Here is a 24,984-nt window from a genome sequence, read left to right as displayed (position 1 = left end):
GAACAAAAGGAGACGATGTGACTGTTCAGATCGATTCGCTCGCAATTGGCAACGAGACCGCCGATATTGCGACAGCCGACGTCGACCAGCTCTTCGACGAAGTTTCAACGCTGGACGCCACCATCCTCGACGCCATCGAGCGTCGCACCCGCCTTGCCCGCACACTCGCTGCGGCAACACCCGACGCCACCGCGTCGAGCCAGGAAACCGAGCCGTACGCCGAGCTGGGTAACGACGGTCACGTTTTTTCGCGCATGCTTTCCCGCCTTGCGCAGATCACCCGATAACGCCCCTTTCAGCTTCGCAGTCTGCGACCCCGCCGAGCACCCGCTCGGCGGGGTCGCGTCGTGTCGGGGCGGTGCGGCCGGTGACTTTTCGGATCTGCAGCTGTCAGTACGAGCAAGACCGTTGTTCGACGGTTCGACGCAGCAGGTTCCCGCAGAAAAGGTGTATCCATGTCCCGAATGCTGTTCGCCAACATGCCCGTCCGCGATGTCGTCGCCACCCGCGCATTCTTCGAGGGTCTCGGATTCGAGTTCAACGATGTGTTCAGCGACGAGAACTGTGCCTCGATGGTCGTCAGCGATCAGGCGACCGTGATGTTCTTGGCCACTTCTCGGTTCGAGGACTTCATCTCGGACTCGATCTGCGACACGGGCTCGGCTCGGGAAGTACTGATGTGTGTCTCGGCCGACAGCCGCGAAGAGGTCGATTCGCTCACCGACGCGGCGATCGCCGCGGGTGGATCGAAGTGGATGGAGCCCCAGGACCACGGGTTCATGTACGGCCGGGCGTTCCGAGATCTCGACAACCACGTGTGGGAAGTGATGTGGATGGACCCGTCGGCCGTCCCGGAGAGCTGACCGACCCTGTGCCTAGAGGCGGTCGGGTAAACCGAAGCGATCGAACAGACTCAGATCGAAGAAGCAGGCCACGTGCCCGACCCCTCTGGCATCGACATCGAGAACGTGCAGCTGGAACGGCCGGTGCACACCGTCCTCACCCAGCATGTAGAGCCCGTACGCAGGTTGACCGTTGGCAGAGGTCGACACCATCCGCATATCCCCCGCCCCGTTTGCAGGGCAGTTGTTTCGAATGAGCGATCCGATCGTCTCGCCACCCTGGTACCACCCGACGAACGGCGGCATTTCCCACACCGCGTCCGAGGTGAAGAGTGTGACCAGTCGGTCGATGTCGTAGCTCTCGAAACACTCCACGTACTGGCTGAGAAGTTTCTGTAGTTCCGCGGATTCGATGGGCTCGACGTTGTCGAGCTCGGGCGCGATCTCGTCCAGGCGCTCCCGTGCTCGCTGCAGGAGGCTGTTGACGGCGGTCGTCGTCGTGGCGAGAACTTCGGCAACTTCCGACGCTTTCCACTGCAACACTTCGCGCATCAGCAGCACCGCGCGTTGCCGCGACGACAGATGTTGCAGGGAGGCGACGAAGGCGAGCCGCACGGATTCCTTGGCCACCACGATGGAGGCGGGATCAGTTGCATCCGCCAGATCGGAATCGGCGATCGGCTCGAGCCACGGAATCTCGTTGTTCTGCACGAGTTCGTCGGTGGGTCCGGAACTCGGTGCACCCAAGCCGGTCGGCAGAGGACGCTTCGCCCGACCCTCCAGCGCGGTGAGACAGGTGTTGGTTGCGATGCGGTACAGCCACGTGCGCAGGGACGAACGGCCCTCGTAGTTGGCGTACCCACGCCAGGCGCGAATGTACGTTTCCTGCAGCAGATCCTCGGCATCGTGAATCGACCCGGTCATGCGATAGCAGTGCGCGAGCAACTCACGACGAAAGGGATCGAACTGCTGGACGAAGTCGTCCTTCTGCTCCGAGGCCACGGTCATGCGGTAGAGCGTAAACCGGACCCGGTCGCGCCACAGGTCGAACGCGCGCCGCCGAAAGGATTGCCGACTCTTCTGCGTTAACCTCGGCATCGTGACATCGGCAACGAGTATCGACGACTTGGTCGAAGAGCTGTACCTGCAGCGTCGTCGAGCGTGGGAAGCCGCTCTCGTCACCGCGCAGAATTTCCTCGAGACCATCGCCGACGAGATTCTCGAGGACGTCGATCGAGACCGATTGAATGCACAGACGGCACGCATCAAGGACCCGGGCAGATCGGCCGACAAACTGCGCCGCTATCTCTCCGAGGGGCGAATCGACGAGCCCACCGACGCGGACGCCGTCGCCGAGGCGTTGCCCGATCTGGTCGGCGTCAAGGTGCTGTGCAAGACCCCGCGCGATCAGCTGTCGTTCGTCGCTGCGCTCGAGCGAGCATGCAACGACCCTGAATGTTCTGTGCGGTTCGCGCAACCACCCACCGACTACGTCGCCTTTCCCAAGCCGAGTGGCTACCGCGCGTACCACGCCGTGTTGGTCGTTCGAGTGGCCACACATCAGGGTGATCTCGACGTGAAGGTCGAAGTGCAGGTCAAGACCCGCCTGCAGGACGCCTGGGGCGAGCTGACCCACGAGGACATGTACAAGCCCGGTGAGGCACTCAAGCCGACCAAGAAGCACACCGATTACGCCGCGCACATGGCCCACCTGCTCGATCAGGTGGATGCGATGGCCGATGATCTTGCCGCGCAGCTCGACTCGTTGACAGCCGCGTCGAAGGACGGGGGCGTGCTCGCGGCCGACCCGATTCCGAAGGATCCGGACTTCATCAGCGCCAGGGTCACCCGCACCGGTCCACGCTATGCACTCGCCGTCGGCCCGGATGGCCGCAGGGGCCTCGTTCCCGCTCGATCGGTGAAAGCGGTCATCGGCTCGACCGACCGGATCGCCGTCAACGATTATCTCGAAGTGGGCGACTTCATCGATGTGGTCGTCGAGGACTCCGAGGATGCGCTCTACTATCACCTCACCTCGCAGCCGCCACGGCGCAAACCTGCGAAGAAGCGCAAGCGCTGACCTGGAGTTCTCAGGAACATCTCACGTCGGTCCGGTAGACATGCCTTCTCGTGACCACTACCGAGAATTCCACGGTCGTCACCGATGCCGACACTGTCGACACTGCGGCCGTTACGAGAGGGTCCGCCAACCGGTACGCGAGGTTTCGCACAGCCGAGACGGTGGTGCCGGCCATCTCGTTCGCCGTTCTGGCGAGTCTGTACGCGACGATGTCCGTGCTGGGGCATCGCCAACTCCGCACATCCGGGTTCGATCTGGGGATATTCGTCCAGCAGATTGCGTCGTACTCGCAGTTTCGGGCGCCGACCTCCGACCTGCTCGGGACCGGGTTCAACACCCTGGGCGACCACTTCTCCCCCATCACCGCGTTGCTCGGCCCCGTCTATCGATTGTTCCCGCACGCCGAGACGTTGCTGATCGCGCAGGCCGTGCTGTTCGCGCTGGCCGTGATCCCGATCAGCCGACTGGCGGTTCAGAAGTTCGGGACGACCGTCGGCGTCGTGATCGCCGCGGCGTTCGGGCTGTCGTGGGGTGTCCAGGCGGCGTTGAACTTCGACTTCCACGAGGTGGCGTTCGCGATGCCGCTGCTGGCGATGTCGATGGTCGCGCTGGTTCGACACCGCTGGCTGCCTGCCCTGGCCTGGGCTCTACCTCTGGTGTTCGTCAAGGAGGACATGGGCCTGACGGTGATCGTCATCGGCGCTCTGGTGGCACTGTGGACGACCGGACGAACACGCATTCTGGGGGCGCTGACGGCTGTATGGGGGCTGGCCTGGGTGGTTCTCGCGGTCAAGGTGATCGTCCCGGCGCTCAGTTCGGACAACTCGTACGACCAAGGCTCCAAACTGCCTCCACTCGGTGAAGGCATCGCCGACACCGCGCACGGGTTGGTCGCAGGCGATTCCCGAGCGGCCACCGCCTTTCTACTACTCGCGGTCACCGGCTTCTTCGCCCTGCGATCCCCGCTGTTGCTGGTCGCCGTACCGACGATCGCGTGGCGCTTTCTCAGTGACAACACCAACTTCTGGAAGCCGATCTACCACTACAACGCGATTCTGATGGTCATCGTGTTCGTCGCCTTGCTCGACGCGTTGGCGCGTAGCCACCGGCACGGTCAACTCACCGAACGAGGCCGAAAGCTGATCGTCGCGTTCGTGGCAGCGTTCGCGGTGATCGCGTTGCCGTTCCTGCCCATGTCGCGGGTGGTGCATGCGCAGGAGTGGACGATCGCGCCGCAAGTGACGACCGTCCGAGAGATATCCGAGTCGATTCCCGCAGGCGATCGAGTGGCTGCGTCGAACAATCTCGTCGCACAGCTCGTCGCCGACCACGACGTGTCGGTCTTTCCGCAGCGCGCCACCGATTCGACCGTCCCGGATTGGATCGTCGTCAACCAGCAACGGCCTGCAGGGTGGCCGACGGACGAGACCGGGGATCGTCAGGCAGTCGACCGGGCACTGTCGACCGGATACGACGTCGTCTACTCCGTCGACGGTATCGAGGTCCTCCACCGCCGGTGAGTGGTCCCGATTAGTGTTTGAGCCGATCGACCCCTCGCTCGACTCACCGTGACGACAATCGCAAGGCAGGTACAGATTATCGACGCTCGAACCGGCGATCTCGGCGCCACCAAGACCGCATCGAAGCGCTCACCGTGGAATCGCAAGAATCCCTACCTCGCGCAGATCCTGAGCAACCGACGCCTGTCCGGTCCCGAGTCCGCCAAGGAAGTCCGGCATTTTGCGGTCGCTCTCGGCGAGAGCGGCATCGCCTACGAGGCCGGCGACGGATTCGGCGTCAAGCCGGTCAACGACGCGGCACTGGTCGCTGCCGTCATCGAGCGTCTCGGAGTGCCGGCCGACACCGCAGTCCACACGAAGTCCGGCGAGATCACCCTGGCCCACGCGTTGACCACGGACTACGAGATCGGTATCCCGTCGATGGATCTGATCGAGGCGGTGGCCGAACGCGCCGGTGACGCCGAACTCGACCACGTTCTGCAGAACGGCGACCGGGCATCGTTCGACGCCTGGACGTGGGGTCGCGACGTCGTGGACGTTCTCGACCTCGATCGACCGGGCGCATTCGACCCAGCCGAATTTCTCGGTTTGCTGCGTCCACTGCAACACCGGGTCTACTCGATTTCGTCGTCACCGATCGCACACGCGGGCACCGTACATCTGACCGTATCCACGGTCCGGTACCGATCGGCCGAGCGTGATCGCGGTGGCGTCTGCTCGACGTATCTCGCCGATCGCGTCGGGGACGGACACCAGGCCGGGGTGTTCCTGTCGGCCAACAAGTCCTTCCGCCTCCCATCCGACGACACCCCGATCATCATGATCGGTCCGGGAACCGGAGTGGCACCGTTCAGAGCTTTTCTGCACGAGCGTCGCGCACGGGGCGCTACGGGCGAGAACTGGCTGTTCTTCGGCGATCAGCATCGGTCGAGCGACTTCCTGTACGAGGACGAGCTCGTCGATTTCGAGCGAGACGGCCTGCTGACTCGACTCGATCTGGCCTTCTCTCGCGACCAACCGCAGAAGATCTATGTGCAGCACCGCATGCTCGAGTCGGGTAAGCAGCTGTACGGGTGGCTCGAAGCAGGTGCGCACCTCTACGTGTGCGGTGATGCGGCCCGGATGGCCAAAGGTGTCGACGAGGCACTGCACGAGATCGTCGCCGAACACGGTGGTCGCTCCCCCGACGCGGCCGAGGACTACGTCAACGACCTCAAGCGATCCAAGCGCTACCTGCGCGACGTGTACTGACGAGCCGTTCTTGTCGGACCCCCTCGCTACGGTCTCGGATACAGGCATCAGTTCTCGTCCGAGAAGAGGGTTTGCATCGTGACCGCACTGCAGAACGGCCATTTCGACTCCACCACCGCGCTCGCGTGGGCCACGTTCACCGAAAACCTGCATGCTCGTCTTCGGACATTGCCGCGGCGGGACTACATCACGATTTCGGCTGCACAGGCGAGTCCCGGGGAGCGTGGCTTGCGGCCGTACATCGATGTTGCGGCGACGGACGGCGGTCCGCTGGTGTCGGTGGCAGCGCTGCCGTCGCTGCTCTACCCGGATGCCCCGGACGCAACGGCCCTTGATGTGCAGCTCCTCGACTGCGGTTGGCTGGATCGAGGCAAGCCGGTCGCAGACGGGTCGATCATCGATCTCACGCGCACCGACGACCGAGCAGATGCGGCGCTCGTCGCGGAGATGATCACGCGCGCGTTCCGCGAGATCTGGAACGTGCCGCACCCGTCGTTCCTGAGCGCTTGGGGTGTCGGGGCCGACGGGACGTCGTCCGGGCCGGTCGACCTACAACGCGGCTTCGTCGGTCGGACGGCCGGCACAGCGACCGAAAGCCCCGCGGAGACATCCGACGACGTTCCTGCCGAGCTGAGGTCACTGCAGGCGTTGTGCCAGTTGGTCGGTCGGCGCGTGGACGCGCGCACCGTTCGATCGGTGTGCGCGGGCGGCGATATCGACGCGCTGAAAGTTCGAGCACTGTCGCTGCATCGATCGGCTGCGGCACGGGCCCGCCGATCTGCGGACTCCGGCGCAGAGAACCCGGTCGCCGTGTCGAGAAATCTTGCGCGTACCTGGATGTTGGTCGCACGCAGCATCGAGGCCGTAACCACTGCGGACCGGCACGCGTGCCGCTGACGAGTTACAGAACCCGACGAACTACAGAATTCTTCGTCGCAACCCGCTCGCCCGCAGCACTTGACGCTCCACACCTGCCCGGATGGCCTGCTCGGTACCGATGACCCGGACGTGTGAGCGCGCCCGGGTGATGGCGGTGTACAGCAGTTCTCGGGTCAGCAGCGTCGATGCCTCGGCGGGCAGCAGAACAGAGACGGTGTCGTACTGACTGCCCTGACTGCGGTGGATCGTCATCGCGTAGACGGTATGTACCGAGGAGAGCACGTTCGGGTGGATCAACACGTGGCCGCGTCCCCGGGCGAACGCCGCCATCGGAGTTCCGTTGTCACCCAGCACCACCACTCCGGTATCTCCGTTGTAGATCCTCGCTTCGTGGTCGTTGGCCGTCACCAAGAGAGGTTGCCCGGGGTACCAGAGCGAGGGATCGAGAAACGTTCCGCTTCCTTCCCCTACCCACTCCATTGCTTGCCGGTCCCATCGCGAGACGCCCCATCGACCCTCGCGGTGCGCGCACAGGAGGCGGTGTTTCTCGAGCCCGAGCAGAGCTGCGGTGGCGTCTCCGCGTGCAGCGGCGGCGGTCACCTCGGCTGCGGTGTCCACAACGTCGGATCGCAGCGCATCGACGTCGTCGGGGCCCTGGAACGAAATCTCCTCCGCGCCCGACTCGAGCAGCGCCATGACGTCGTCGCCCCGACCGTCTCGCACGGCCACGGCCAGGCGGGCGATGGCCCCGCCGAACCGTCGGCCACGACTGAGCCGAACTACGCCGCCGCGCAATCGATCTCGCTCGAACCCGCTGAGAGCGGCCTCTGCAGGGTCCTCGGCCGCGGCGAAATCCTCGTCCACGAGCTGCGCCAGCACCGGATTCTCGGTGCCGGTGACCGGTCGGGCCACCAGATCTGCAAGCACTGCTCCCGCGTCGACCGACGTCAGCTGATCCGGGTCGCCGACGAGGATCAACCGAGACTCGGGGCGCACCGCTTCGAGCAGTCGGCACATCATCGTCAACGACACCATCGAGACTTCGTCGACGACGATCACGTCGTACGGCAACCGGTTCTCGGCGTCGTGCCGAAACCTCGTCTTGCTGCCGGGCTTCCACCCCAGAAGTCGGTGGAGCGTCATCGCCTTCAGCTCCGCCGGAAGCCCGAGTAGATCGGCCTGTTCGGATACGGACTCCTGCAATCGGGCCGCGGCCTTGCCGGTGGGTGCGGCCAGTCCGATGCGTAGGTCGCTCCCGTGCTCGCGGACGAGCAGCGCCAGGATGCGCGCCACCGTATGTGTCTTTCCCGTTCCCGGCCCGCCGGCGATGACCGTGGTCCACTGCGTTGCCGCCAGGGCTGCAGCTATCCGCTGTCGATCGGGAGCGGCCGTCGGCAAACCCGATTCGTCCACGAACAGCGCCGAAAGGGCGTCCCTGATCTCGCCGGCATCGGCCGTCGGGTGGGACTGCGTACGGGCGTCGAGAACATTTCGAACGGTGCTCTCCTGCAGATGATATCGATCCAGGTACAGCAGCTCACCTTGATCGGTGTCGACCAGTTTCAGCGGCCTCAGCGGTCCATTCGAACTGCCGACCACCAGTGGGCTCACCCTCAGTGCTCGGAGTACGTCGTCGAGTTCGGGCCACGGAAGGACGCTCGGATCGACATCCGAATCCTCGTCGACGGTGACGTCTCGCAGTCGTCGCAGATCCAGGCACACCGAGCCGGATCGCACCGAGCGCACGGTAAGGGCAGTGGCGAGCAGTACCAGCTCCGACGACTCCCCCGCAAGGGCACCGAGCCGCAACGCCACGTGCACATCGGATGCCGACAGCACGCCCGCATCGTTGAAGATGCGCAGAATTCCACTGCCGCGCAGCGCAATCGAGACCCCGGTCATCGGACCACCTTCCCGCCGAGCAGGTCCGACAGCTCCACTACCAGAGCTGCGGGCGGATCCCAGTCGAACACCCCGCACCCGGCGGGAGTCCGGGGTCCAACCATGCCCCGAACGAACAGGTAGCGAATGCCACCGAGGTGCACTGTCGGATCGTAGTCCGGTTGACGCCATCGCAGATATCGATGTAGCGCAACGGCATACAGGATGGCCTGTAGCGGATAGTGCGAACGGATCATCTCCTGGGCCATCTTCTCGCGCGTGAAATTACCGGTGGTCAGATCCCCACGAGCGAGACGGTTCGTCTTGTAGTCCACCACGACGTACCGCGGTCCGGGCACGCGAAGAACCGAGTCGATACTTCCGGTGAGAAAGCCGCGCAGTGGTGTCGCTTCCAGATCGTCGAGCAGATCTGCGTACGACGCGAGCACGTCCGTCGGATCGAGGTGGTGCCGCAACAGGCGCGCCACGGACTTCAGTGTGACCGTGGCTGCCACCGGATCGTCGCCGCCGGCCAAGGGCAGCTCGAAGTCGAGCTCGGCCAGATGATCGGACGGCGCCGTGTCGGCGAGGGTCCCGAATCCCAACGGTGTCTGCATCACCGGCAGTAGGGCCGCGGCCAGAGCTACCGGATCGACCTCGGCCATCCGCGCTGCGACAGCCGCTGCACAACGGCGCTCCAGTTCCGCGAGCAGATCGGGCGCGGAGGTGTCGACGTGTTCGAGCGCCTCGTGTACGAGCGTTCCGAACGCCGCACCGGCGGGCATGCCGTTCATCGGTGACGCAATTCCCTCCGGCTGTTCGCCCTCGCCAACCGGCGGTTCCGCAGGCTCGTCCGTCTTCTCGGGGTGTTCGGCCTCGCTGGTCACTCCCGTCTCCGACTGGACGGGCGCGGCATCGTGAGCGTGAGCGGTCAACGCGGAGTAGGACGTTCGACGCCACAGTAGGTCGAGGGTTCGGTCGAAGCGTGCGGCAGCGACGTCGATGTGCGCCTGTTCGGGTCGGATCCAGTGCTCGCTCGATGGTGCACCGGGGCCCACCGGTTCGACCGAGACGAGGTCGGCTGCCGACCCGACCCAGGATTGCAGCCGGTTCGCAGTCGTCGCGTCATCGAGCACCTTGTACGACCGCTCCGGCTGCGCAATTCCGGGGATGCGACCGAACAGCATGCGGTGCAGCGAGGAGGTCGCGGTGTTCCGGCCCGGTGCCCACCACAGGACGACCTGGCTCTCGGCTCGTGTGAGTCCGACGTAGAGCAATCGCAGTTCCTCGCCTGCCTCCTCCTGATCGTTGAGCACCTTCCTGGCCGCGTACCCCGCACCGGAGGGTCCGCCGACGTCTCGGATGCGTTGGCCGTTCTCGTGCAACAGCAACGTCGACGGCTTGCTGAAGTACAACGCGTCCCAGGCATACGGGAGATAGACGACCGGAAATTCGAGTCCCTTGCTGCCGTGTGTCGTCATGATCTGCACTGCGGCGGAATCACTGTCGAGCCGGCGACTGCGATCGGTCGACCCGCCGGCCGCCGGTTCCTTGATGCGGTCCGTCAACCACCGGGTGAGGGCGGTGATTCCGAAGGACTCGGATACCGCTGCGCGATTGAGCAATTGGGCGATGTGACGCAGATCGGTCATCGTGCGCTCGCCGGCCTCGACCGCCAGCAGCCGGGCGTCGAGTCCGGACTGGGCCGACACCCGCTCGAACACTGCTGCGAACCCGGCCTGGTCGAACAGCACCGAATACTCACGCAGTCGACTGCTGACCTGCGACAGAGCGTCCTCGGCCCCGGAATCGAGCTGTGCAGCAGTCCATCCGAGCAACGGTGTCAAGGCGGCGAGGCGAACGCGATCCGTGCGATGAGGTTGTTCGATCGCCTGCAGCAGCCACAACCAATCTCGGGCGCTCTCGGTGCCGAACACGCTGGTGCTGCTCGACACGACGGACGGAACCCCGACCGCGTCGAGTGCGTCCCGAATCAACGCCACCTGCTTGGTCGTTCGGGTCAACACGGCGATATCCCGCGGTTCGATCGACCGGGGCCCGTCGGGTCGATCGATCACGGCATGTCGGGACAGTAGCTCGACGATGTCCGCCGCAACGTCTGCCGCAACCCGAGATCGAAGTCGGTCCACTGCGGGAAAACCCTGCCGCAGTGGACCAGCGCCGGTTCGGGGGAGATAACGCACCCGCAAGGGAGGATGTCCGACCATGCGCGAGAGCGGGTTTCGCGCCTCGACTCGGTGCACCACGATGTCGTCGTGACCGAGGGCCGCGCCGCCGTACAGATGATGCAGGGCGTCGAGCAGCCCCGAATCACTACGCCAGTTGGCTGTGAGCTCGTAGAGGTGGTCCGCGGTCTGCACCGCGTCGAGGTAGCTGAGTACCTCGGCTCCGCGGAACGCGTAGATGGCCTGCTTCGGATCGCCGACGAGGATGAGCGTCGTGAATCCGTGAAAAGCCCGCCGCAGGATGTCCCATTGCATCGGGTCGGTGTCCTGGAACTCGTCGATCAACACGACGCGGTATCGATCCCGCACTCGCGCGCAGGCGGCCTCGCCGTGTACTGGGTCGGACAGCACAGAATGCAGAAGTCCGAGCAGATCGTTGTAGTCGCGCACCCCGAGCAGACGCTTGCGACGTTCGACTTCACGTCGTGCTTCCCGGGCGAACCGCACCCGCAGAGCGGGCTCGCGGTTGTCGTCGTCCAGGTCCTCGGTGTCGGGATACAGAGTCGACTGCTGGTCACCCACGGCCGCCAACGCCAACTGCTGAGCATCCCGCCTGCTGAATGCCGGTGCCTCGTCGTCGCCGCTGAACATCTGCAGATACAGATCGTCCACGACCTGCTCGAGGAGATCCGAGACCGATTCGACGAATGTCGATTCGGGTTCGCGTTCGCCCGCTATGCCGAGTCCGTCGAGCATTCGTTGGCAGAAGCTGTGGGTGGTGACGATGGTCCCGGCATCGAAGTCGGACAGAGCTTTTCGCAATCGTCCTCGACGCCTGTCCACTTCGGCGTCGTCGACTGCGGCCAGGAATGCCACGAGTGGATCCTCGGACGCGCGAGCGGTGCCCGGGTCGGCCAGGTCGCGGGCGATCGACGCGAATCTGCTGCGGGTGCGATCCCGGAGTTCCTGGGTTGCAGCCCGACTGAACGTCACCAGGAGCAGATCCGAAATCTCGGCGATTCCTTCGGCGATGTAGCGCGCGGCCAACCCGACGATCGCATACGTCTTGCCGGTTCCGGCGCTGGCTTCGAGGACGGTCGTTCCGGTCGGCATCGAACCGAGCAGGTCGAATCCACGGGCGGTGGTCATGCATTCCCCATGTTCTCGGCGGCCAGCAACGGATCCCACAGCTTTCGAGCCAGAACGCCGAAGCGGCTGTTCTCGTTCGACGGCTCCGTCTCGTCGGCGAGCGGGACCGTCGCGAGCAACGTCTGGAACGACAAGGTCGGACCGTGGACGTACCGCAACGATCGATCGGTTCCGTCGCCGAAGTCGCCGCGCCATGCCCACGTGGCCGAGTCGTAGCCGTCCTCGATCGAACCGCCTCCGAACCGCTTCTCCGCGTACGCAGATGCGGTACCGGTCGAGATCGGCAGCGGCGACGCCAGTCCGCGATCGCGCAAGTCCACCAACTCCCGCAGCACAGCGACAGGGTCACGCGGGGCCCTCATCGAAGAGCGACGAGGCGGGCGCATCCCGCTCGCCCGGCCGATGGTGACGGCGGTCCACTCCCCTGTCTCCGATGCGGCTACCGCGAGCAACCGCACCCACGCGGCCAGTCGATGCTTGGCGGCCAGGCGCGAGTACGAGGAGCGCGCGAGAGTGTGGCCGTGAATTCCGGTGACGGTGCCGGTCAGGCGCCGTCCGTCGCCCAGATCGACCGCGACGTCGATGGTCTCGGCCGCGCCCGCATGGAAGGGCGCGGCCGCGTCGGCGATGATCCCGACGATCTGTCTGATGTCGGACATCTCCCGTCGGCCCTGGTGGAACGGCGGCAGGGTGCCGCGCCGCCACTCTGCGTCGGCGAATTCTCCGATGTCACCGCCCGCGAGCACCGCGGCCAGCATCCGGTCGCCGATACTCCACCGGGACAACGGGTCCAGTTCGATGTCGAGACTGTCGGCAAGATCGTCCTCCAGCTCCGGAACGCGGAAGCCCAACCGTTGGCGCAGGAACGCCTGCACCGGATTCTCGACGAAGGCGATCAGTTCGGCGAGGCCGACGTCCCCGCGATGAGCCGGCGGGAGTGGATCGGGCATGAAGGGTGTTGCCGGACCGGGCGTTCGTTGCTGCGACACCGCTCCGGCCAGGGCTACCGCGTCGAAACTGAACGGGTGCTCGGCCTCGAAGTTGAGGGGGTCGAACGGCTGCAGCGGATGCCGATGCTCGACGCGTCCGCCCGCGGTCGCCTCGAGCACGTCCATCAACTCGCGCAGTGGGATCGCGGGCGGCTTCGCCGATCCGTCGACGGGGTCGGCTCCGGTGTAGAACAGCAGTAGTTTCTCCTCGGCCGACATCACCGCGTCGAGAAGCAGTTGCCGATCCTCACTCCGGATGTCTCGTTCGCCGACGGCTGGGTCGCGGGCCAGAATGTCGTCGCCGTCGATACTGCCCACCCGGGGGAACACCTCGTCGTCGAGCCCGAGGAGTACCACCACTCGATGCGGTACCGATCGCATCGGAACCATGGTGCACACGGTCAGTTCACCGGTGCGGAAGTTCGCCCGGGTAGGTCGTCCGGCGAGTCTGCCGGCCAGCATGGCGCGCACGTCCGCGAGCCGAAGTTCGACCGCGCTGCCGTGTTCGGTGGCGTCGGCTATCTCACGATGCGCTTGTGCCAGTTGCCATTCGTCGGCCGTGGGCACGTCGGCGAGGAGATCGAGGGCGCGGCTCAAGTGCCGCGTCCATTCGGTCACCGACGCCGGGCCGGCAAGTGTTCGGAGAACCGAGGCCAGTCGATCGACGAGTTCGGCGAAGCGGCCGGCAAGGGTGATGTCGTTGCTGTCGACGTCGTCGAGCGGCAGGGCGAGGTCGAGGTATTCGTTCCGAGTCTCGTCCGCGGCCACCCCCAGCAGGATGCGATCGAGCGCCGACTTGAAGGTGTTCTGCCGAAAGTTTTTCAGACCGAACGCTTCTCGTTGCCGGACCGTCAATCCCCAGCGGGCACCGGAGGTCGTCACCCAGTCGCGCAGGCGCTCGAGGTCGTCGTCGGTCAACGAGAACTTTTCGCGCACCGGGCCACTGGCGGCGAAGTCCAACAGCTCGCTCGCTGTCACCCGCCCCTCCGAGAAATCCAGCACCGTGGCGACGACGTCGAGGACGGGGTTGGTGCGGCGTAGACCCCGATCGGCGAGGCGCATGCGCAGCCGATGCCCTGGATGTACCAGCGCCGCTTGCCCGAAGTTCGCGCGGATCAACGGCGCGTAGGTCTCGACATCCGGGCACATCACCAGGACGTCCCGCGGTTCGAGCGACGGGTCTTCGGTGAACAGATGCAGCAGCGACTCGCGTAGTACTTCGACCTGTCGCGCAGGCCCGTGACAAGCGTGAATCTGCACCGTGTCGTCGGCGACGACTGTGCCGTCGCCGGAGGGAGGGGCGTCGGCCGTGATGTCCGATTGCACTCGCCCGAGCAGGGTGGGTGCCGGGTGCGGGCCGTCGTGGTGCACGGTACGAGTCGCCGCCGGAGCGATCACCGCCTGGAGTTCTCGCACGTCGCGCGACAGACTGGCCAACAGTGGGTGTTCGACGGCCAGAGCCGTCGTGTCGTCTCGTCGGCGAGTCACGCGCTGCCGATCGGCGAGGGAGTTCCACATGGTCGGGCTCGGATGCGGAACCCAGATGTGCACGTCGCGCGCGTGCGACAGCGCTCCGAGTATCTCGAGCTGATCGGTCGCCAGTCGGGTCGGGCCGAAAACCGACAATCGACTCGGTAGCTCCACCGACTCCGGTGCGTCCCGCAGTCGTTCGCATGTCTGCGGCAGTCGTTCGGCTGGACTCGGGCTGCCGATTCGCTCCCGCACCATGCCCCAGACTCGTGGTTGCCAGAGCAGGTCCTCGTCCAGGTCGCCGCCGTGTCCGTCGGTGAAGCGTCCGGCGAACCAGTCGCGCAGCATCTGAGGTCGTTGAGATCCGTAGGTGCGAAACAGTTCTGCCACATGCGATGCCGTCGACCAACGGCGTCCCGCACGATGACCCTCGGAACCGGCCCCCAGGTGCTTGGACAGCACCGCGGCCCAGGGTTCGGTGCGGCACTCGTCGATCACCTCCAACGCGGTCCAGAGCACCCGGCCCACAGCCCAGGGGTCGTCGTCGGGATCGATATCGTCGACCGACGCGATGGCGCGCGACACCAATCGCGCCGGGCTCGGGAAGTCGATGTTGGCTGCAATGCCCGCACCCTCGGAGCTGCCCAGCGTGCTCGACAGTCGCTGAGTGAGCCAGCGCTCGACGCCCTTCGCCGGAACCGACACGATCTCGGGCGCGAATGGATCGTCCAATGGCACGGACAGAATGTCGGCGAGTGCAGCCGCAAGTGTTCCGGCGCGTTCGGCGCGGTGGAGCGTCAACACCGTTGCGGTCCCCTGCCTGCTCGTCCTGGTGCCCGATTTCGGGCTCGTGACGACCCTACTCGAGGCACCGACAGATTCTCTGCGATGAGTCCGGCCGCCGATCCCGGTCAGTATCCGTGGACCCCTTGCCAAGACGAAGGAGAACGACATGTTCGAGCATGTGCTTGCAGTGATAGCGGTGCGCGATATCGATTCGGCCGACGGCTGGTATCGGCGGTTGTTCGATCGGCCCGCTGACAACAATCCGATGCCGAGTCTGGTGGAGTGGCAGGTTGCCCCCGCTGCCTGGCTGCAAGTGACGGTCGATTCCGAGCGGTCCGGCTCGTCGTTGTTCAACGTTGCCGTCGGAGACATCGAGGTGTTCGTCGAGGCCGCTCGTTCCCGCGGCATCGACTTCGGCGACATCGTCGACGCGAACAAGGGAGTCAGACTGTCGACGGTCTCCGATCCCGACGGCAATTCGATCACGGCGATCGGCGGCTTTCGCGAGCAGTACTGATCGGCGGTTGCCGTTCTCTCACGGTATGTAACGGCGAACCCCGTCGGTGCGACATGGTGAACGGAAATGCGACCGACCGGTTCGAAGAGAACGAGACGGTTGCTTCCGGTCTCGCGGGTCACATCTCGGCCGCGACATCGACACCTCTCGCGACCCGAACGGACCCTCCACATGACCAGCGCCTACCCGCCACCTTTTCAGCGTCCGGCACCCGAGGCACAGACGCCTCGCCGCCCCCTGCTCGGAAAGGTATTCGCCTGGACCGCAATCGTTTTCGGGGCGTTCTTTCTGATCGGAGCGATCGTCTCGTTCGAGTTCGGCGCGCTACTGGTCGGCGCGTTGCTGGTCGGCACCGGAGTCATGTACCTGCGCTCGTCGCCCGCGCGGGGTCGCAAGGTCTGGGCGGTACCTGCCATCGCCGTCCTCCCCGCACTGTTCGTGATGGGGCTGACCACGACGACCGAACCCGAGACCACGACCGCCATCGCACCGGTCGCGGCCGTGCCCGCATTGCCGACCGTCACGACGACCGTCGCACCGACGCCCTCCACCACGACACCGGCCCCGACCACGACCACCGCGGCTCCGACGACCGAAGCCGTCGCCGCCGTCGTCGAGCTACCGACGACATCGGAGTACATCCCACTGCCCGATCCCGAGCCCGTGTACATCCCTGAGCCCGTCTACACACCTGAGCCGGTCTACACCGCCCCCGCGCCGTTGGCCGCAGTGCCTTCCGTTGTTTCGTACGCCAATTGCGATGCGGTCCGTGCGGCAGGTGCAGCCCCGATCTACGCCGGGGAGCCGGGGTACAGCCTGAAGCTTGACCGCGACAAAGACGGGATCGGCTGCGACACCTGATCCCTGCTAACCCACCAACCGCCGCGTCAGGTCCGCCACTTCTCGGGTGTAGGCGACCAGCATGACGAGATCGACGGACGGCCGTGCCGCCTTGACGGCGACGACCTGCTGGGTGACGGCATCGTGCGTCGGCCATCCGTACGAGCCGCCGGAAATCAAAGGGAACGCGATGGACTTCAGGTTCATCGACGCCGCGAGAGCCAGACTGCGGACGTAGCACAGCCGCAGCAGTTCCGACCTGTCCTCGTGCGGGGAGTACCGCGGACCGACGGTGTGGATGACGCACGCTGCACGTAGCCGGCCCGCGGTGGTCGCGACGGCTGCGCCGACGTCGAGTCCGTGCGGCAGGGTGGTGGCCCGCAGCGCCTTGCATTCGGCGAGGATGTCCGGTCCGCCGGCGCGGTGGATTGCACCGTCCACTCCGCCACCACCGAGTAGTCGTGTGTTGGCGGCATTGACGATCGCATCTGCGGCCATGTCCGTGATGTCGCCCTGGACGACGTCGATGATCGTCATGAAATGTCTTTCGCTGCAATGATGTTCGAGGTGATTCGGTCGAGATCGTCGGCTCGGAACCCTGGGTAGCCGTGGACGATGTCGCGCCAGTCGCTCGGCACAGCCGATGCGCCCCAACGCGCTCCGAGGAGCCCTCCGGCTATGGCCGCCGTGGTGTCGGTGTCGCCGCCTGCGCGGACACACGATTCGAGAGCGGCGGGCAGGGGCCGATCCGAATCGGCAGACCGATGGATCGCCCACCACGCCGTCTGCAGAGCATGCACTACCCAGCCGTTGTTCGGGAAGTCGGCCGGCTCCCCCTCCTGTGCCTGATGGATCAATGGTTGCCAGAAGTCGCGAACGTCGGGGTCGGCATCGTCCAGAAATTCGGTCACGCCGTCGTAGGTCGAGTTCAGAACCGCGTATCGAATTGCGTGACTCCATAGTTGGCAGGCTTGACCGGCACGGGGGTCGGAATGGGTGAGGGCACTGATCCGCGCCGCGGCATCTCGACAGCCGGCCGGGTCGTCGAGGTAGGCGAGGGCAACCGGCGCCGTTCGCATGAGCGATCCGTTGCCGCCGGTTCTACCCGACAACGACGCTGCCACCGCAGTCATATCGGCACCATCGCGAGTCGGCCGCGACAGCACCAGACGAGTCTGGTTTCCCACGTCGGGAGGGTTCTGGGCGAACCAGTCGCGGAAGTGTGCAGCGATGTCGTCCACGTCGCCACCCTGCTCGAGTGCGCGCGCGACGCAGAGCGCCATCGAGGTGTCGTCGGTCCATTCCCCCGGGGCCCAGTCGAATGTGCCGCCGCCGATCATGGCGATGGTTGTCTCGGGCGTCGGATATCCGAACTCGTAGCCCGCGCCCAACGCGTCGCCCACTGCGGTTCCGAGCAGAACGCCCCTCGCTCGATCGTGCTGAACGTCCGTCAAGTGCATGAGTACCCCTTAGATCGATGTTGCGCTAACAATAGATCAGATTCGCGCTAAGATGCAAGGCATGACATGGAGAGACCGAGGAGGCAAGGCCCTGATCGACTACCCGCGACCCTCGGTGGCGGTCGATGTGGCAGTACTGACCGTCCGCGAACGGCGATTGCATGTGGTCGTGGTGCCCTCGGAACGAGGCCTTGCACTGCCGGGTACGTTCCTGCACCCCGAAGAGACTCTCGCCGACGCGGCCGACCGCGCGTTGAGGACGAAAGCAGGCATCGTCGACCTCACGTTTCATCAACTGAGAATGTTCGACGCCCCCGACCGCGACGATCGCGGCTGGGTACTGTCGATGGCGCACAGCGCAGCAGTGTCGATCCGATCACTCACTCCGACAACCGAATCCATGCTTGTCGACGACACGAGGCCGGCGTCTCCGCTGGCCTTCGACCACGACGACATGGTGGCCGAAGCAGTGGGCGACCTGCGCGGTCGTTACGCGCGTGAGGTCGATCCCGCACTGTTGATGGACGCGGAATTCACACTTCTCGAACTCCGCGAGCTGTACGAGATCGTCTTCGATCGCCCGCTGCCGAAAGACACGTTCCGACGCCACGTCATCGGTGCGTTGCAGGGAACGGGCACGACGTCGACCGTGGGCGGCGGGCGCCCCGCCGAACTGTATCGCCGCGCGGCGGACTCGACTCTCCCTCCGTCCACGGGCTCGTTCCTACTCGGCTGAGGGCATGGATCGACGAAACCGGACATGACAGCAGATAAGCTGCAAGCCATGGGATCGAAGCGGCCTGCCAACCGCGGACAGAAACGTGCAGAAAAGACCAAGGCCCGGCAACGGCGTCACCAGCAATCCCGACCGGCTCCGAGCGGTGTCGAGACCGAACGCATCGCCGATCTGATCGACGGATTCGTCGAATGGCTCGACGCGAGCGAGATGGCAGAACAGTCGGAGGCGATCTCTCGGCTCGTGTCGTCGACACTGACCCAGCTTGCCGGTGCTCGTCATGGCTTCTCCCCCAGCGCCTGGCTGCCCGCCGATGCGCACCTGCTGGTCGATGCGGCCGAACGCATCCTTCAGGAGGAGTCCGAGACGGCCGAGGACACCGCGGTCAATCTCGTTCTCACCTCGCTGCAGTACCTGACCTTCCTCGACGAGACCGATCTCTGGGACGGCAGCCCCGAGGACTACGCGCACTGCATGGAAGACCTCTCGGACTTCCTCGAGGGCGACGAACCCGACATGCTCGACGCCGACGACATCGACCTGCCCGACGTTTCCCTGGCCCAAGAACTCGCGGCGATCTCGGGGCTGCCGCTGCTGCCTGCACTCGACGAGATCGTCGCGCGCGTGGCCGACGGATTGGCGGTGGGCGACGATGCCGACCTGCAGCGCGCCGTGGGCTCCGCCCCGCTCGATCCTGCCCGGCTCGACGCGGGCGCCGCGGTCGATTACTGGTCGACGGCCATCGCAACAGAACTCATTCGCATCGACGGAGACACCGCCAGGCCCGGCGACAATGCACATTCGCTGGCCGACCGTGGAGCCGAGACCGTGCACGAACTGGTTGCCGAACACGTCCGCGTGCAGCTGTCGGGAGATGGCGACGACCCCGATGTGTCACGGTCGCTGGCCAACACGTTCGCGGTGCAGACGCTTCTGGCCGCCATGACCGACGAGCTGCCGATCAACAACGAGGGCGAGGACTACGCCGAGCTGGAGGGCGAGGACCTGCGTACCGCGCAGCTGATCGACCACCGCGTTCGATCCCTCATCGAGCAGGGCATCCTCGTCAGGATCGAGGAGGTACTCGCCGTTCCGCACGCGTTGCGTCCGGCGGTGCTGGACGGTGTTGCCGAGGCGCAGCCGTTCGGAGCGATCGACGAGGAGTCGCAGGACGACCCGCTCTACGGCTCGGTCGAGGATTCGGCGTCGTCGTGACGGCCCCCGCGAGCGCCGAGACCGTGTCGGTGGTCGCCGCTAGCGTCATCGACTGTGCGTTACGTCAACGCGATCTGGGTAAGGAGCCGACATGAGCGATTCACTCGAGTTCGACTTCGACGTCGATGCTGCCTGGATGCAGTTCCAGCGCAAGCTCGGCGATTACGTCAGCGCGATGCGCGACGGCGATGCGCTGGTGATCGAGTCACGTTACGACACCACCGACGGCGTGCCCGACACCGCCGCCTGCGTGCAGTTCTACGCCTGGGATCTCGATATGGTTCGCTGCGAAATTCCGGCGAACGAGCACCTGCACAGTAGCCGCGCCATCACCGACGAGCAGCGAGAAGCGCTGAGCCAGATCGGCTTTCGCATGTCGGTCGATTCCGAGCCCACAGCACCGCACGTGGACCGCAATCGCTCGTGGTCCGATGATCTGGCAAAGAAAACCGTCGCGGTGTTCCGCGACATCTGGGGTCTGCCCCACCCGTCCTTCCTCGGCTCGCGCGCCACCGGTCGCTACGACGTCCCGAGTTTCGACGCCACCACTGCCGAGTCCGGCCCGACGATCGTTCCACAGTGTGTGCAGCCGAAGGGCAAGGAACACCTACAGCAACTCGTCGATCGAGCCCTGGAGCCATGGTTCGGTTTCCCGCCGGATCACGACCCCGACGGAGACATCCCCCTGCGGTTCGTGGGCGGCACCGCCTACGTGTCGGTCAAGCCCACCGAACCTGTGGTCGAAATCAATTCGACGCTGGTGCACGCCGTGTCGGGACGAACCCGCGCAGCCGAGTTGCTGGTCGATCTCAATCTGCAGCTGCCCGATGTGATGCTGCACCTGGTTCAGGACTGCATCGTCGCGCAGGTACGGGTCAGCGGGTCACCCTTCGTCGCCGACCACCTGCTGTGGGCAGTGCGGATGCTCAGTCACGTGTGGGAGCAGGTCGACGAGAAGTTCGCCGAGGATTTCGGCGGCGCACTCGGGGAACCGACGCCACCGCCGATCGACGCAGAGGACTTTCCGGAGAAGCTGCTCGAATTGGTCGAGCTCGTTGCCCGATCCGAAGAATCCCTCGACATCGACACCGTCCTCGGATGTTGCTCATCCGATCGCGATGTCGTCGTGTCCTACCTGCGCATCAGCGCCGAGCAGGAGGCCTCGTGGCGCGGTATGGCCGTCGCCGCGGATCTCGGTGACGAGCACTGCGACGTCGACGAGGCAGACCGAGAGGCCGGCAAGTGGGGACGCGCTGTAGCTGCTCTGCGCGAGGTACTTCGCAGCACACCCGAGCAGGTCACGCCGGTGGTCGATCCCTCGGCGATCCAGTTGCAGCTGTTCGAGACCGACGAGGTCGCGGAGATTTCCGACGAGCGTTCGGACGATCAGTAGACGGTAGACGAACAGGATTTCACTCGAGCGCTTCCCTTTCGTGTTAACTGGGGTTACATTAACTCTATGTTCGCACCTCGTTTGGAGAAGCCATGACACTGACGACAGGCACTACGTCCGTTTCGGTCGATACCGACGCCACGGACGAACAGCAGTACAACGAGACACTCACCTTGCTGTCCGAGGGTTCTGTGCACAAGCACTTCGACCCGTACGTGGACATCGACTGGGAGTCCGAGAAGTTCGCGGTGCCCGCGAACGATCCTCGCTGGGTCCTTCCGGTCAAGACGGACCCGATCGGTGGCCACGCCTGGTACCGCGCGCTTCCCCTCGAGAAGCAGATCGAAATCGGCATGTGGCGTCAGGCCAACGTCGCCAAGGTCGGTCTCCAGTTCGAGAACATCCTGATCCGCGGCATGATGCAGTACGTGTTCTCACTGCCCAACGGCTCGGCCGAGGCACGCTACTGCACCCACGAATCCATCGAAGAGTGCAACCACACCCTGATGTTCCAGGAGATGGTCAACCGCGTCGATTCCGACGCCCCCGGCATGAGTCGGCCCATGAAGATGCTCTCGCCGTTCGTCCCGCTGTTCGCGACGCTGTTGCCCGAACTGTTCTTCGTCGGCGTTCTCGCGGGCGAGGAGCCCATCGACCACATCCAGAAGTCGGTCCTGCGGTCCGGTGAAGACATTCACCCGATCATGCAGAGCGTCATGGCCATTCACGTTGCCGAAGAAGCGCGCCATATCTCGTTCGCACACCAGTTGCTGCGTCGCCGAGTCCCCAAGATGTCCAAGGCCGGACGATTCTTGCTCTCGTTGGCCTTCCCGATCACGATGCGCATCCTGTGCGACGTCATCGTCATCCCGCCGAAGAAGTTCTGGACGAAGTTCGACATCCCGAAGCAGGTGAAGAAAGACCTGTTCTGGGGCACCCCGGAATCGCAGCATGCACTGCAGGACTACTTCGGCGATGTCCGCATGCTGGCCACCGACACCGGCATGATGAACCGAGCCGCTCGCCTGATGTGGAAGTTGTGCGGAATCGACGGCAAGGCCTCACGTTTCCGGAGCGAGCCCGATCGCAGCTCGAGCCAGTTCGCCGCCTAGGTCACCAGCCGCACAGCCCTCTCGCCGCTCAGCCTTCTTGCCTCTGCCGTCAGGAACCCCTCATGCCCCACGTCGTCACCCAGTCATGTTGCAGCGACGCATCGTGCGTCTACGCGTGTCCCGTCAACTGCATTCATCCCACCCCCGACGAGCCGGACTTCCTGACGGCAGAGATGCTGCACATCGATCCGCAATCGTGCGTCGACTGCGGCGCGTGCGTTTCGGCCTGTCCGGTCGATGCCATTGTGCCGCAGGCAAAATTGACCGAGGCGCAACTGCCGTTCTTGACGATCAACGCGGATTTCTACAAGCAGGAGCGTCCCCCTCGGCCGATCCTGGCACCTGTGACGCCCGCTGCATCGGTCTCGCGGGATCGCCAGCCGCTTCGAGTGGCGATCGTCGGATCCGGTCCGTCGGCCATGTACGCGGCGGACGAGTTGCTCACTCAACCCGGCGTGAGCGTCGATGTCTACGACCGGCTTCCGCAACCGCACGGACTCGCTCGACTCGGCGTCGCACCCGATCACCAGAAGACGCGTCAGGTGTCGCGTCTGTTCGAAACCATCTCTGCGCAAGAGGGATTCACCTACCACCTCGGAGTCGAGGTCGGTAAGGACATCACCCACGACGAGTTGATGGACAGCCACCATGCCGTGATCTACGCGGTCGGGGCATCATCGGATCGCGAGCTCCGCATTCCAGGCGCCGAACTGCCCGGGCGTACGTCGGCAACCGACTTCGTCGCCTGGTACAACGGGCACCCCGATCATGCGCACCGCACGTTCGATCTCTCACACGAGCGCGCCGTCGTCGTCGGTAACGGCAACGTGGCACTCGACGTCGCCCGCATCCTGACGATGAACCCGGAAGCGCTCGCCCAGACCGATATCGCACCGTATGCCTTGGACGCCCTGCGTCACAGCTCAGTTCGTGAGGTGGTCGTCGTCGGCAGGCGGGGTGTGGCGCAGTCTGCGTTCACCGTTCCCGAGTTCGCCGGATTGCTGACCGTTCCCGACATCGACCTGGCCATCGACCGTAGTGAACTCGCACTCGATCCGGTGACCGTCCGACTCGCCGCGACCGACGACCTACCCCACGCCGTGGCACAGAAGCTTCAACTGCTCCGCCACGTCGACGAATCACCCGAACCCAGCGCCAGAAAGCGCATCACGCTGCGCTACCTGTTGTCCCCCACCAGCATCCTGGGCACCGACCGGGTGACAGGGATCGAGTTCGATCGCATGGGCCTGACCGTGGACAGCGACGACGTGGTGCACAGCATTCCGACGGGGGAAGTCGACCGCATCGACGCAGGCCTCGTCCTCACGTCCATCGGCTACCGTGGCGTCGCTCTCCCCGGCGTTCCGTTCGACGACCGCGCCGGGATCATCCCGAACGCCGGCGGACGCATACTGCAGGAACCGGGCGGACCCGTCGAGGTGGGCCGCTACGTCACCGGCTGGATCAAGCGCGGTCCGTCCGGGTTCATCGGGACCAACAAATCCTGCGCCCAGGAAACCGTCGGCCATCTCGTGGACGACTTCAATGCAGGCCGCCTCACCGACCCGATCGAGTTGCCCGATACCTGGCCGACCGAGTCGGCCCGGGGTGCTCTGCAACGCTCGAAGGAGATGCTCTCGGCGCTGCGCCGGTCCTGATTACTCACCCCCAGGTTGGGATCAATGCGGCTTTCAGTCACTCCAACTGCAAGAAAGCCACATTCATCCAGGTGACGAAGGCCGCAGAACCGGGGAAAGCGGCGTGAGGTTGAACCGTCTACCATCGGGGTAGCTACAGTCATCGGCCACCGATTCGCGGCGGGCCAACACCTCGAGGAGCACGAGATGCCGGCCCTGCGACGCATCTTCACCAGGACTGCTGTCCCAATTGTCGGTATCGCTGTGGCGTTGGTGTGCGCAGCACCGGCCCAGGCCCTGCCGACACCCGGTGACCTCTCGGATGTTCCGGCCCGAACCTCGTTGTCGTACGAACACATCCCGACGGGGACGTACGTGGGCAGCGCGGAGGACAACTCGGCGCGCCCAGGACTGTCGACGGTCAAGCTCTACATGGCCGACTACGTCGTCCGCTTCGGCGATGGTTCGCCCAGAGACCTCGACCTGGCCGCCAGGATGGTCCAGGTCAGCGACGACGGTGCCGCTTCGACGCTCGACAACAAATACCCCCAGGCGATTTCGGCAACCGCCGCGGAATACGGACTCACCTCTACCTCGCGGGGCGGTTTCTGGGGCAACTCGTCCACGAGCACAGCCGACACCGTGCGATTCTTGGCGGCGAAGAAGCGCACCGATCCCGCCAGCCCAGTCCTCGCCTGGATGAACACCGCGGCTCCTGTGGCACGCGATGGAATGGTTCAGGACTGGGGCACCAAGCAGTTGTCCGGCGTGACCGGGACCAAGTGGGGATGGGCCGACGACCGATCGAGTGTGGTCGCGTCCGCGTCGATCGGCGATGATTTCGTCATTGCGTCCAATACATACGGACCGACCCGATCCAACACCGACGACGTCATGGCAGGTCTCGGCGGCGTCGAGTTGACGGCACCGCCGGCCGCCGCTCCTGTTCCGAACCTCCCCGTGATTCCCGGCCTGCCGTCGGTCGAAGAATTGCTGCAGATGCTCGCCCCTCGCTGATACGTTCGAAACTCTGTCGGACCC

19 protein-coding genes and 1 pseudogene are annotated in these 24,984 nt (G+C 65.0%); 14 read left to right on the top strand and 6 right to left on the bottom strand.

The window, feature by feature from the left end:
- Positions 1-17: 17 nt before the first annotated feature.
- Both AABD04_RS08310 and AABD04_RS08305 read left to right on the top strand, forming a co-directional pair.
- On the top strand, positions 18-287 hold the full coding sequence (locus AABD04_RS08310; RefSeq protein WP_243595349.1) for a hypothetical protein: 270 nt from the start codon (positions 18-20) through the stop codon (positions 285-287).
- 168 nt (positions 288-455) lie between these two features.
- Entirely contained in the window at positions 456-863 is a 408-nt protein-coding gene (locus tag AABD04_RS08305) for a VOC family protein (protein ID WP_243595350.1), read from the top strand.
- A 12-nt stretch (positions 864-875) separates the two neighbouring features.
- Here the strand turns inward: AABD04_RS08305 and AABD04_RS08300 are convergent, their stop codons facing one another.
- A complete protein-coding gene (locus tag AABD04_RS08300) occupies positions 876-1,850 on the bottom strand; it encodes a sigma-70 family RNA polymerase sigma factor (RefSeq protein ID WP_341440854.1) in 975 nt (324 codons plus the stop codon).
- Positions 1,851-1,941: 91 nt separating this feature from the next.
- Here AABD04_RS08300 and AABD04_RS08295 point away from each other — a divergent pair, with 91 nt between their 5' ends.
- The 4 genes and pseudogenes from AABD04_RS08295 to AABD04_RS08280 all read left to right on the top strand — a co-directional run bounded on the left by AABD04_RS08295 (position 1,942) and on the right by AABD04_RS08280 (position 6,590).
- On the top strand, positions 1,942-2,922 hold the full coding sequence (locus tag AABD04_RS08295; RefSeq protein ID WP_243595352.1) for a GTP pyrophosphokinase: 981 nt from the start codon (positions 1,942-1,944) through the stop codon (positions 2,920-2,922).
- A 50-nt stretch (positions 2,923-2,972) separates the two neighbouring features.
- On the top strand, positions 2,973-4,442 hold the full coding sequence (locus AABD04_RS08290) for a DUF2079 domain-containing protein (RefSeq protein WP_341440853.1): 1,470 nt from the start codon (positions 2,973-2,975) through the stop codon (positions 4,440-4,442).
- A 108-nt stretch (positions 4,443-4,550) separates the two neighbouring features.
- Positions 4,551-5,693, top strand: a pseudogene (locus AABD04_RS08285) (sulfite reductase subunit alpha); the annotation flags it as partial.
- Positions 5,694-5,771: 78 nt separating this feature from the next.
- Complete coding sequence (locus AABD04_RS08280; RefSeq protein ID WP_341440852.1) at positions 5,772-6,590, top strand: TY-Chap domain-containing protein; 819 nt, start codon at positions 5,772-5,774, stop codon at positions 6,588-6,590.
- 21 nt (positions 6,591-6,611) lie between these two features.
- Here AABD04_RS08280 and recD read toward each other — a convergent pair whose 3' ends face one another.
- Genes recD through recC form a run of 3 tightly spaced genes read right to left on the bottom strand, consistent with a single transcriptional unit; the run spans position 6,612 to position 15,051 of the window.
- Positions 6,612-8,474: an exodeoxyribonuclease V subunit alpha gene (gene recD, locus AABD04_RS08275; protein ID WP_341440851.1), complete on the bottom strand. Its 1,863-nt coding sequence runs from the start codon at positions 8,472-8,474 to the stop codon at positions 6,612-6,614.
- The gene (locus AABD04_RS08270; protein ID WP_341440850.1) at positions 8,471-11,788 is read right to left on the bottom strand and encodes a UvrD-helicase domain-containing protein; all 3,318 of its coding nucleotides are present in this window, start codon (positions 11,786-11,788) and stop codon (positions 8,471-8,473) included. Before AABD04_RS08270 ends, recD begins: the two co-directional genes overlap by 4 nt.
- Positions 11,785-15,051: an exodeoxyribonuclease V subunit gamma gene (recC, locus tag AABD04_RS08265; RefSeq protein ID WP_341440849.1), complete on the bottom strand. Its 3,267-nt coding sequence runs from the start codon at positions 15,049-15,051 to the stop codon at positions 11,785-11,787. Before recC ends, AABD04_RS08270 begins: the two co-directional genes overlap by 4 nt.
- A gap of 148 nt (positions 15,052-15,199) precedes the next feature.
- Between recC and AABD04_RS08260 the strand changes: the two genes are divergently transcribed.
- Positions 15,200-15,550, top strand: a complete 351-nt coding sequence (locus AABD04_RS08260) for a VOC family protein (RefSeq protein WP_341440848.1) — start codon at positions 15,200-15,202, stop codon at positions 15,548-15,550.
- 171 nt (positions 15,551-15,721) lie between these two features.
- The gene (locus AABD04_RS08255) at positions 15,722-16,411 is read left to right on the top strand and encodes an excalibur calcium-binding domain-containing protein (RefSeq protein ID WP_341440847.1); all 690 of its coding nucleotides are present in this window, start codon (positions 15,722-15,724) and stop codon (positions 16,409-16,411) included.
- A 6-nt stretch (positions 16,412-16,417) separates the two neighbouring features.
- Here the strand turns inward: AABD04_RS08255 and AABD04_RS08250 are convergent, their stop codons facing one another.
- Both AABD04_RS08250 and AABD04_RS08245 read right to left on the bottom strand, forming a co-directional pair.
- A complete protein-coding gene (locus AABD04_RS08250; protein WP_341440846.1) occupies positions 16,418-16,927 on the bottom strand; it encodes an O-acetyl-ADP-ribose deacetylase in 510 nt (169 codons plus the stop codon).
- On the bottom strand, positions 16,924-17,850 hold the full coding sequence (locus tag AABD04_RS08245; RefSeq protein ID WP_341440845.1) for an ADP-ribosylglycohydrolase family protein: 927 nt from the start codon (positions 17,848-17,850) through the stop codon (positions 16,924-16,926). Before AABD04_RS08245 ends, AABD04_RS08250 begins: the two co-directional genes overlap by 4 nt.
- 61 nt (positions 17,851-17,911) lie before the next feature.
- Here AABD04_RS08245 and AABD04_RS08240 point away from each other — a divergent pair, with 61 nt between their 5' ends.
- From AABD04_RS08240 to AABD04_RS08215, 6 genes are all read left to right on the top strand, one after another.
- Positions 17,912-18,586 (top strand): NUDIX hydrolase, encoded by a 675-nt coding sequence (locus AABD04_RS08240; protein WP_341440843.1) that lies wholly within the window; start codon positions 17,912-17,914, stop codon positions 18,584-18,586.
- A 48-nt stretch (positions 18,587-18,634) separates the two neighbouring features.
- Positions 18,635-19,801, top strand: coding sequence for a hypothetical protein (locus tag AABD04_RS08235; RefSeq protein ID WP_341440842.1), 1,167 nt, complete (start codon positions 18,635-18,637; stop codon positions 19,799-19,801).
- Between the two features lie 91 nt (positions 19,802-19,892).
- Complete coding sequence (locus AABD04_RS08230) at positions 19,893-21,194, top strand: T3SS (YopN, CesT) and YbjN peptide-binding chaperone 1 (RefSeq protein WP_341440841.1); 1,302 nt, start codon at positions 19,893-19,895, stop codon at positions 21,192-21,194.
- A 92-nt stretch (positions 21,195-21,286) separates the two neighbouring features.
- A complete protein-coding gene (locus tag AABD04_RS08225; protein WP_341440840.1) occupies positions 21,287-22,306 on the top strand; it encodes an AurF N-oxygenase family protein in 1,020 nt (339 codons plus the stop codon).
- Positions 22,307-22,368: 62 nt separating this feature from the next.
- On the top strand, positions 22,369-23,964 hold the full coding sequence (locus tag AABD04_RS08220) for an FAD-dependent oxidoreductase (protein WP_341440839.1): 1,596 nt from the start codon (positions 22,369-22,371) through the stop codon (positions 23,962-23,964).
- Positions 23,965-24,150: 186 nt separating this feature from the next.
- Positions 24,151-24,960, top strand: coding sequence for a hypothetical protein (locus AABD04_RS08215; RefSeq protein WP_341440838.1), 810 nt, complete (start codon positions 24,151-24,153; stop codon positions 24,958-24,960).
- Positions 24,961-24,984: the final 24 nt, after the last annotated feature.

Source organism: Rhodococcoides navarretei, assembly GCF_038069675.1.
Lineage (GTDB): Bacteria > Actinomycetota > Actinomycetes > Mycobacteriales > Mycobacteriaceae > Rhodococcoides > Rhodococcoides navarretei.
This window is presented reverse-complemented; position numbering and strand designations above follow the sequence as displayed.

Coding starts and splice junctions, on each gene's coding strand:
- AABD04_RS08305 (WP_243595350.1), top strand. CDS start 456: ATGTCCCGAATGCTGTTCGCCAACATGCCCGTCCGCGATGTCGTCGCC.
- AABD04_RS08300 (WP_341440854.1), bottom strand. CDS start 1,850: ATGACCGTGGCCTCGGAGCAGAAGGACGACTTCGTCCAGCAGTTCGAT.
- recD (WP_341440851.1), bottom strand. CDS start 8,474: ATGACCGGGGTCTCGATTGCGCTGCGCGGCAGTGGAATTCTGCGCATC.
- AABD04_RS08270 (WP_341440850.1), bottom strand. CDS start 11,788: ATGACCACCGCCCGTGGATTCGACCTGCTCGGTTCGATGCCGACCGGA.
- AABD04_RS08260 (WP_341440848.1), top strand. CDS start 15,200: ATGTTCGAGCATGTGCTTGCAGTGATAGCGGTGCGCGATATCGATTCG.
- AABD04_RS08255 (WP_341440847.1), top strand. CDS start 15,722: ATGACCAGCGCCTACCCGCCACCTTTTCAGCGTCCGGCACCCGAGGCA.
- AABD04_RS08250 (WP_341440846.1), bottom strand. CDS start 16,927: ATGACGATCATCGACGTCGTCCAGGGCGACATCACGGACATGGCCGCA.
- AABD04_RS08245 (WP_341440845.1), bottom strand. CDS start 17,850: ATGCACTTGACGGACGTTCAGCACGATCGAGCGAGGGGCGTTCTGCTC.
- AABD04_RS08240 (WP_341440843.1), top strand. CDS start 17,912: ATGACATGGAGAGACCGAGGAGGCAAGGCCCTGATCGACTACCCGCGA.
- AABD04_RS08235 (WP_341440842.1), top strand. CDS start 18,635: ATGGGATCGAAGCGGCCTGCCAACCGCGGACAGAAACGTGCAGAAAAG.
- AABD04_RS08230 (WP_341440841.1), top strand. CDS start 19,893: ATGAGCGATTCACTCGAGTTCGACTTCGACGTCGATGCTGCCTGGATG.
- AABD04_RS08225 (WP_341440840.1), top strand. CDS start 21,287: ATGACACTGACGACAGGCACTACGTCCGTTTCGGTCGATACCGACGCC.
- AABD04_RS08220 (WP_341440839.1), top strand. CDS start 22,369: ATGCCCCACGTCGTCACCCAGTCATGTTGCAGCGACGCATCGTGCGTC.
- AABD04_RS08215 (WP_341440838.1), top strand. CDS start 24,151: ATGCCGGCCCTGCGACGCATCTTCACCAGGACTGCTGTCCCAATTGTC.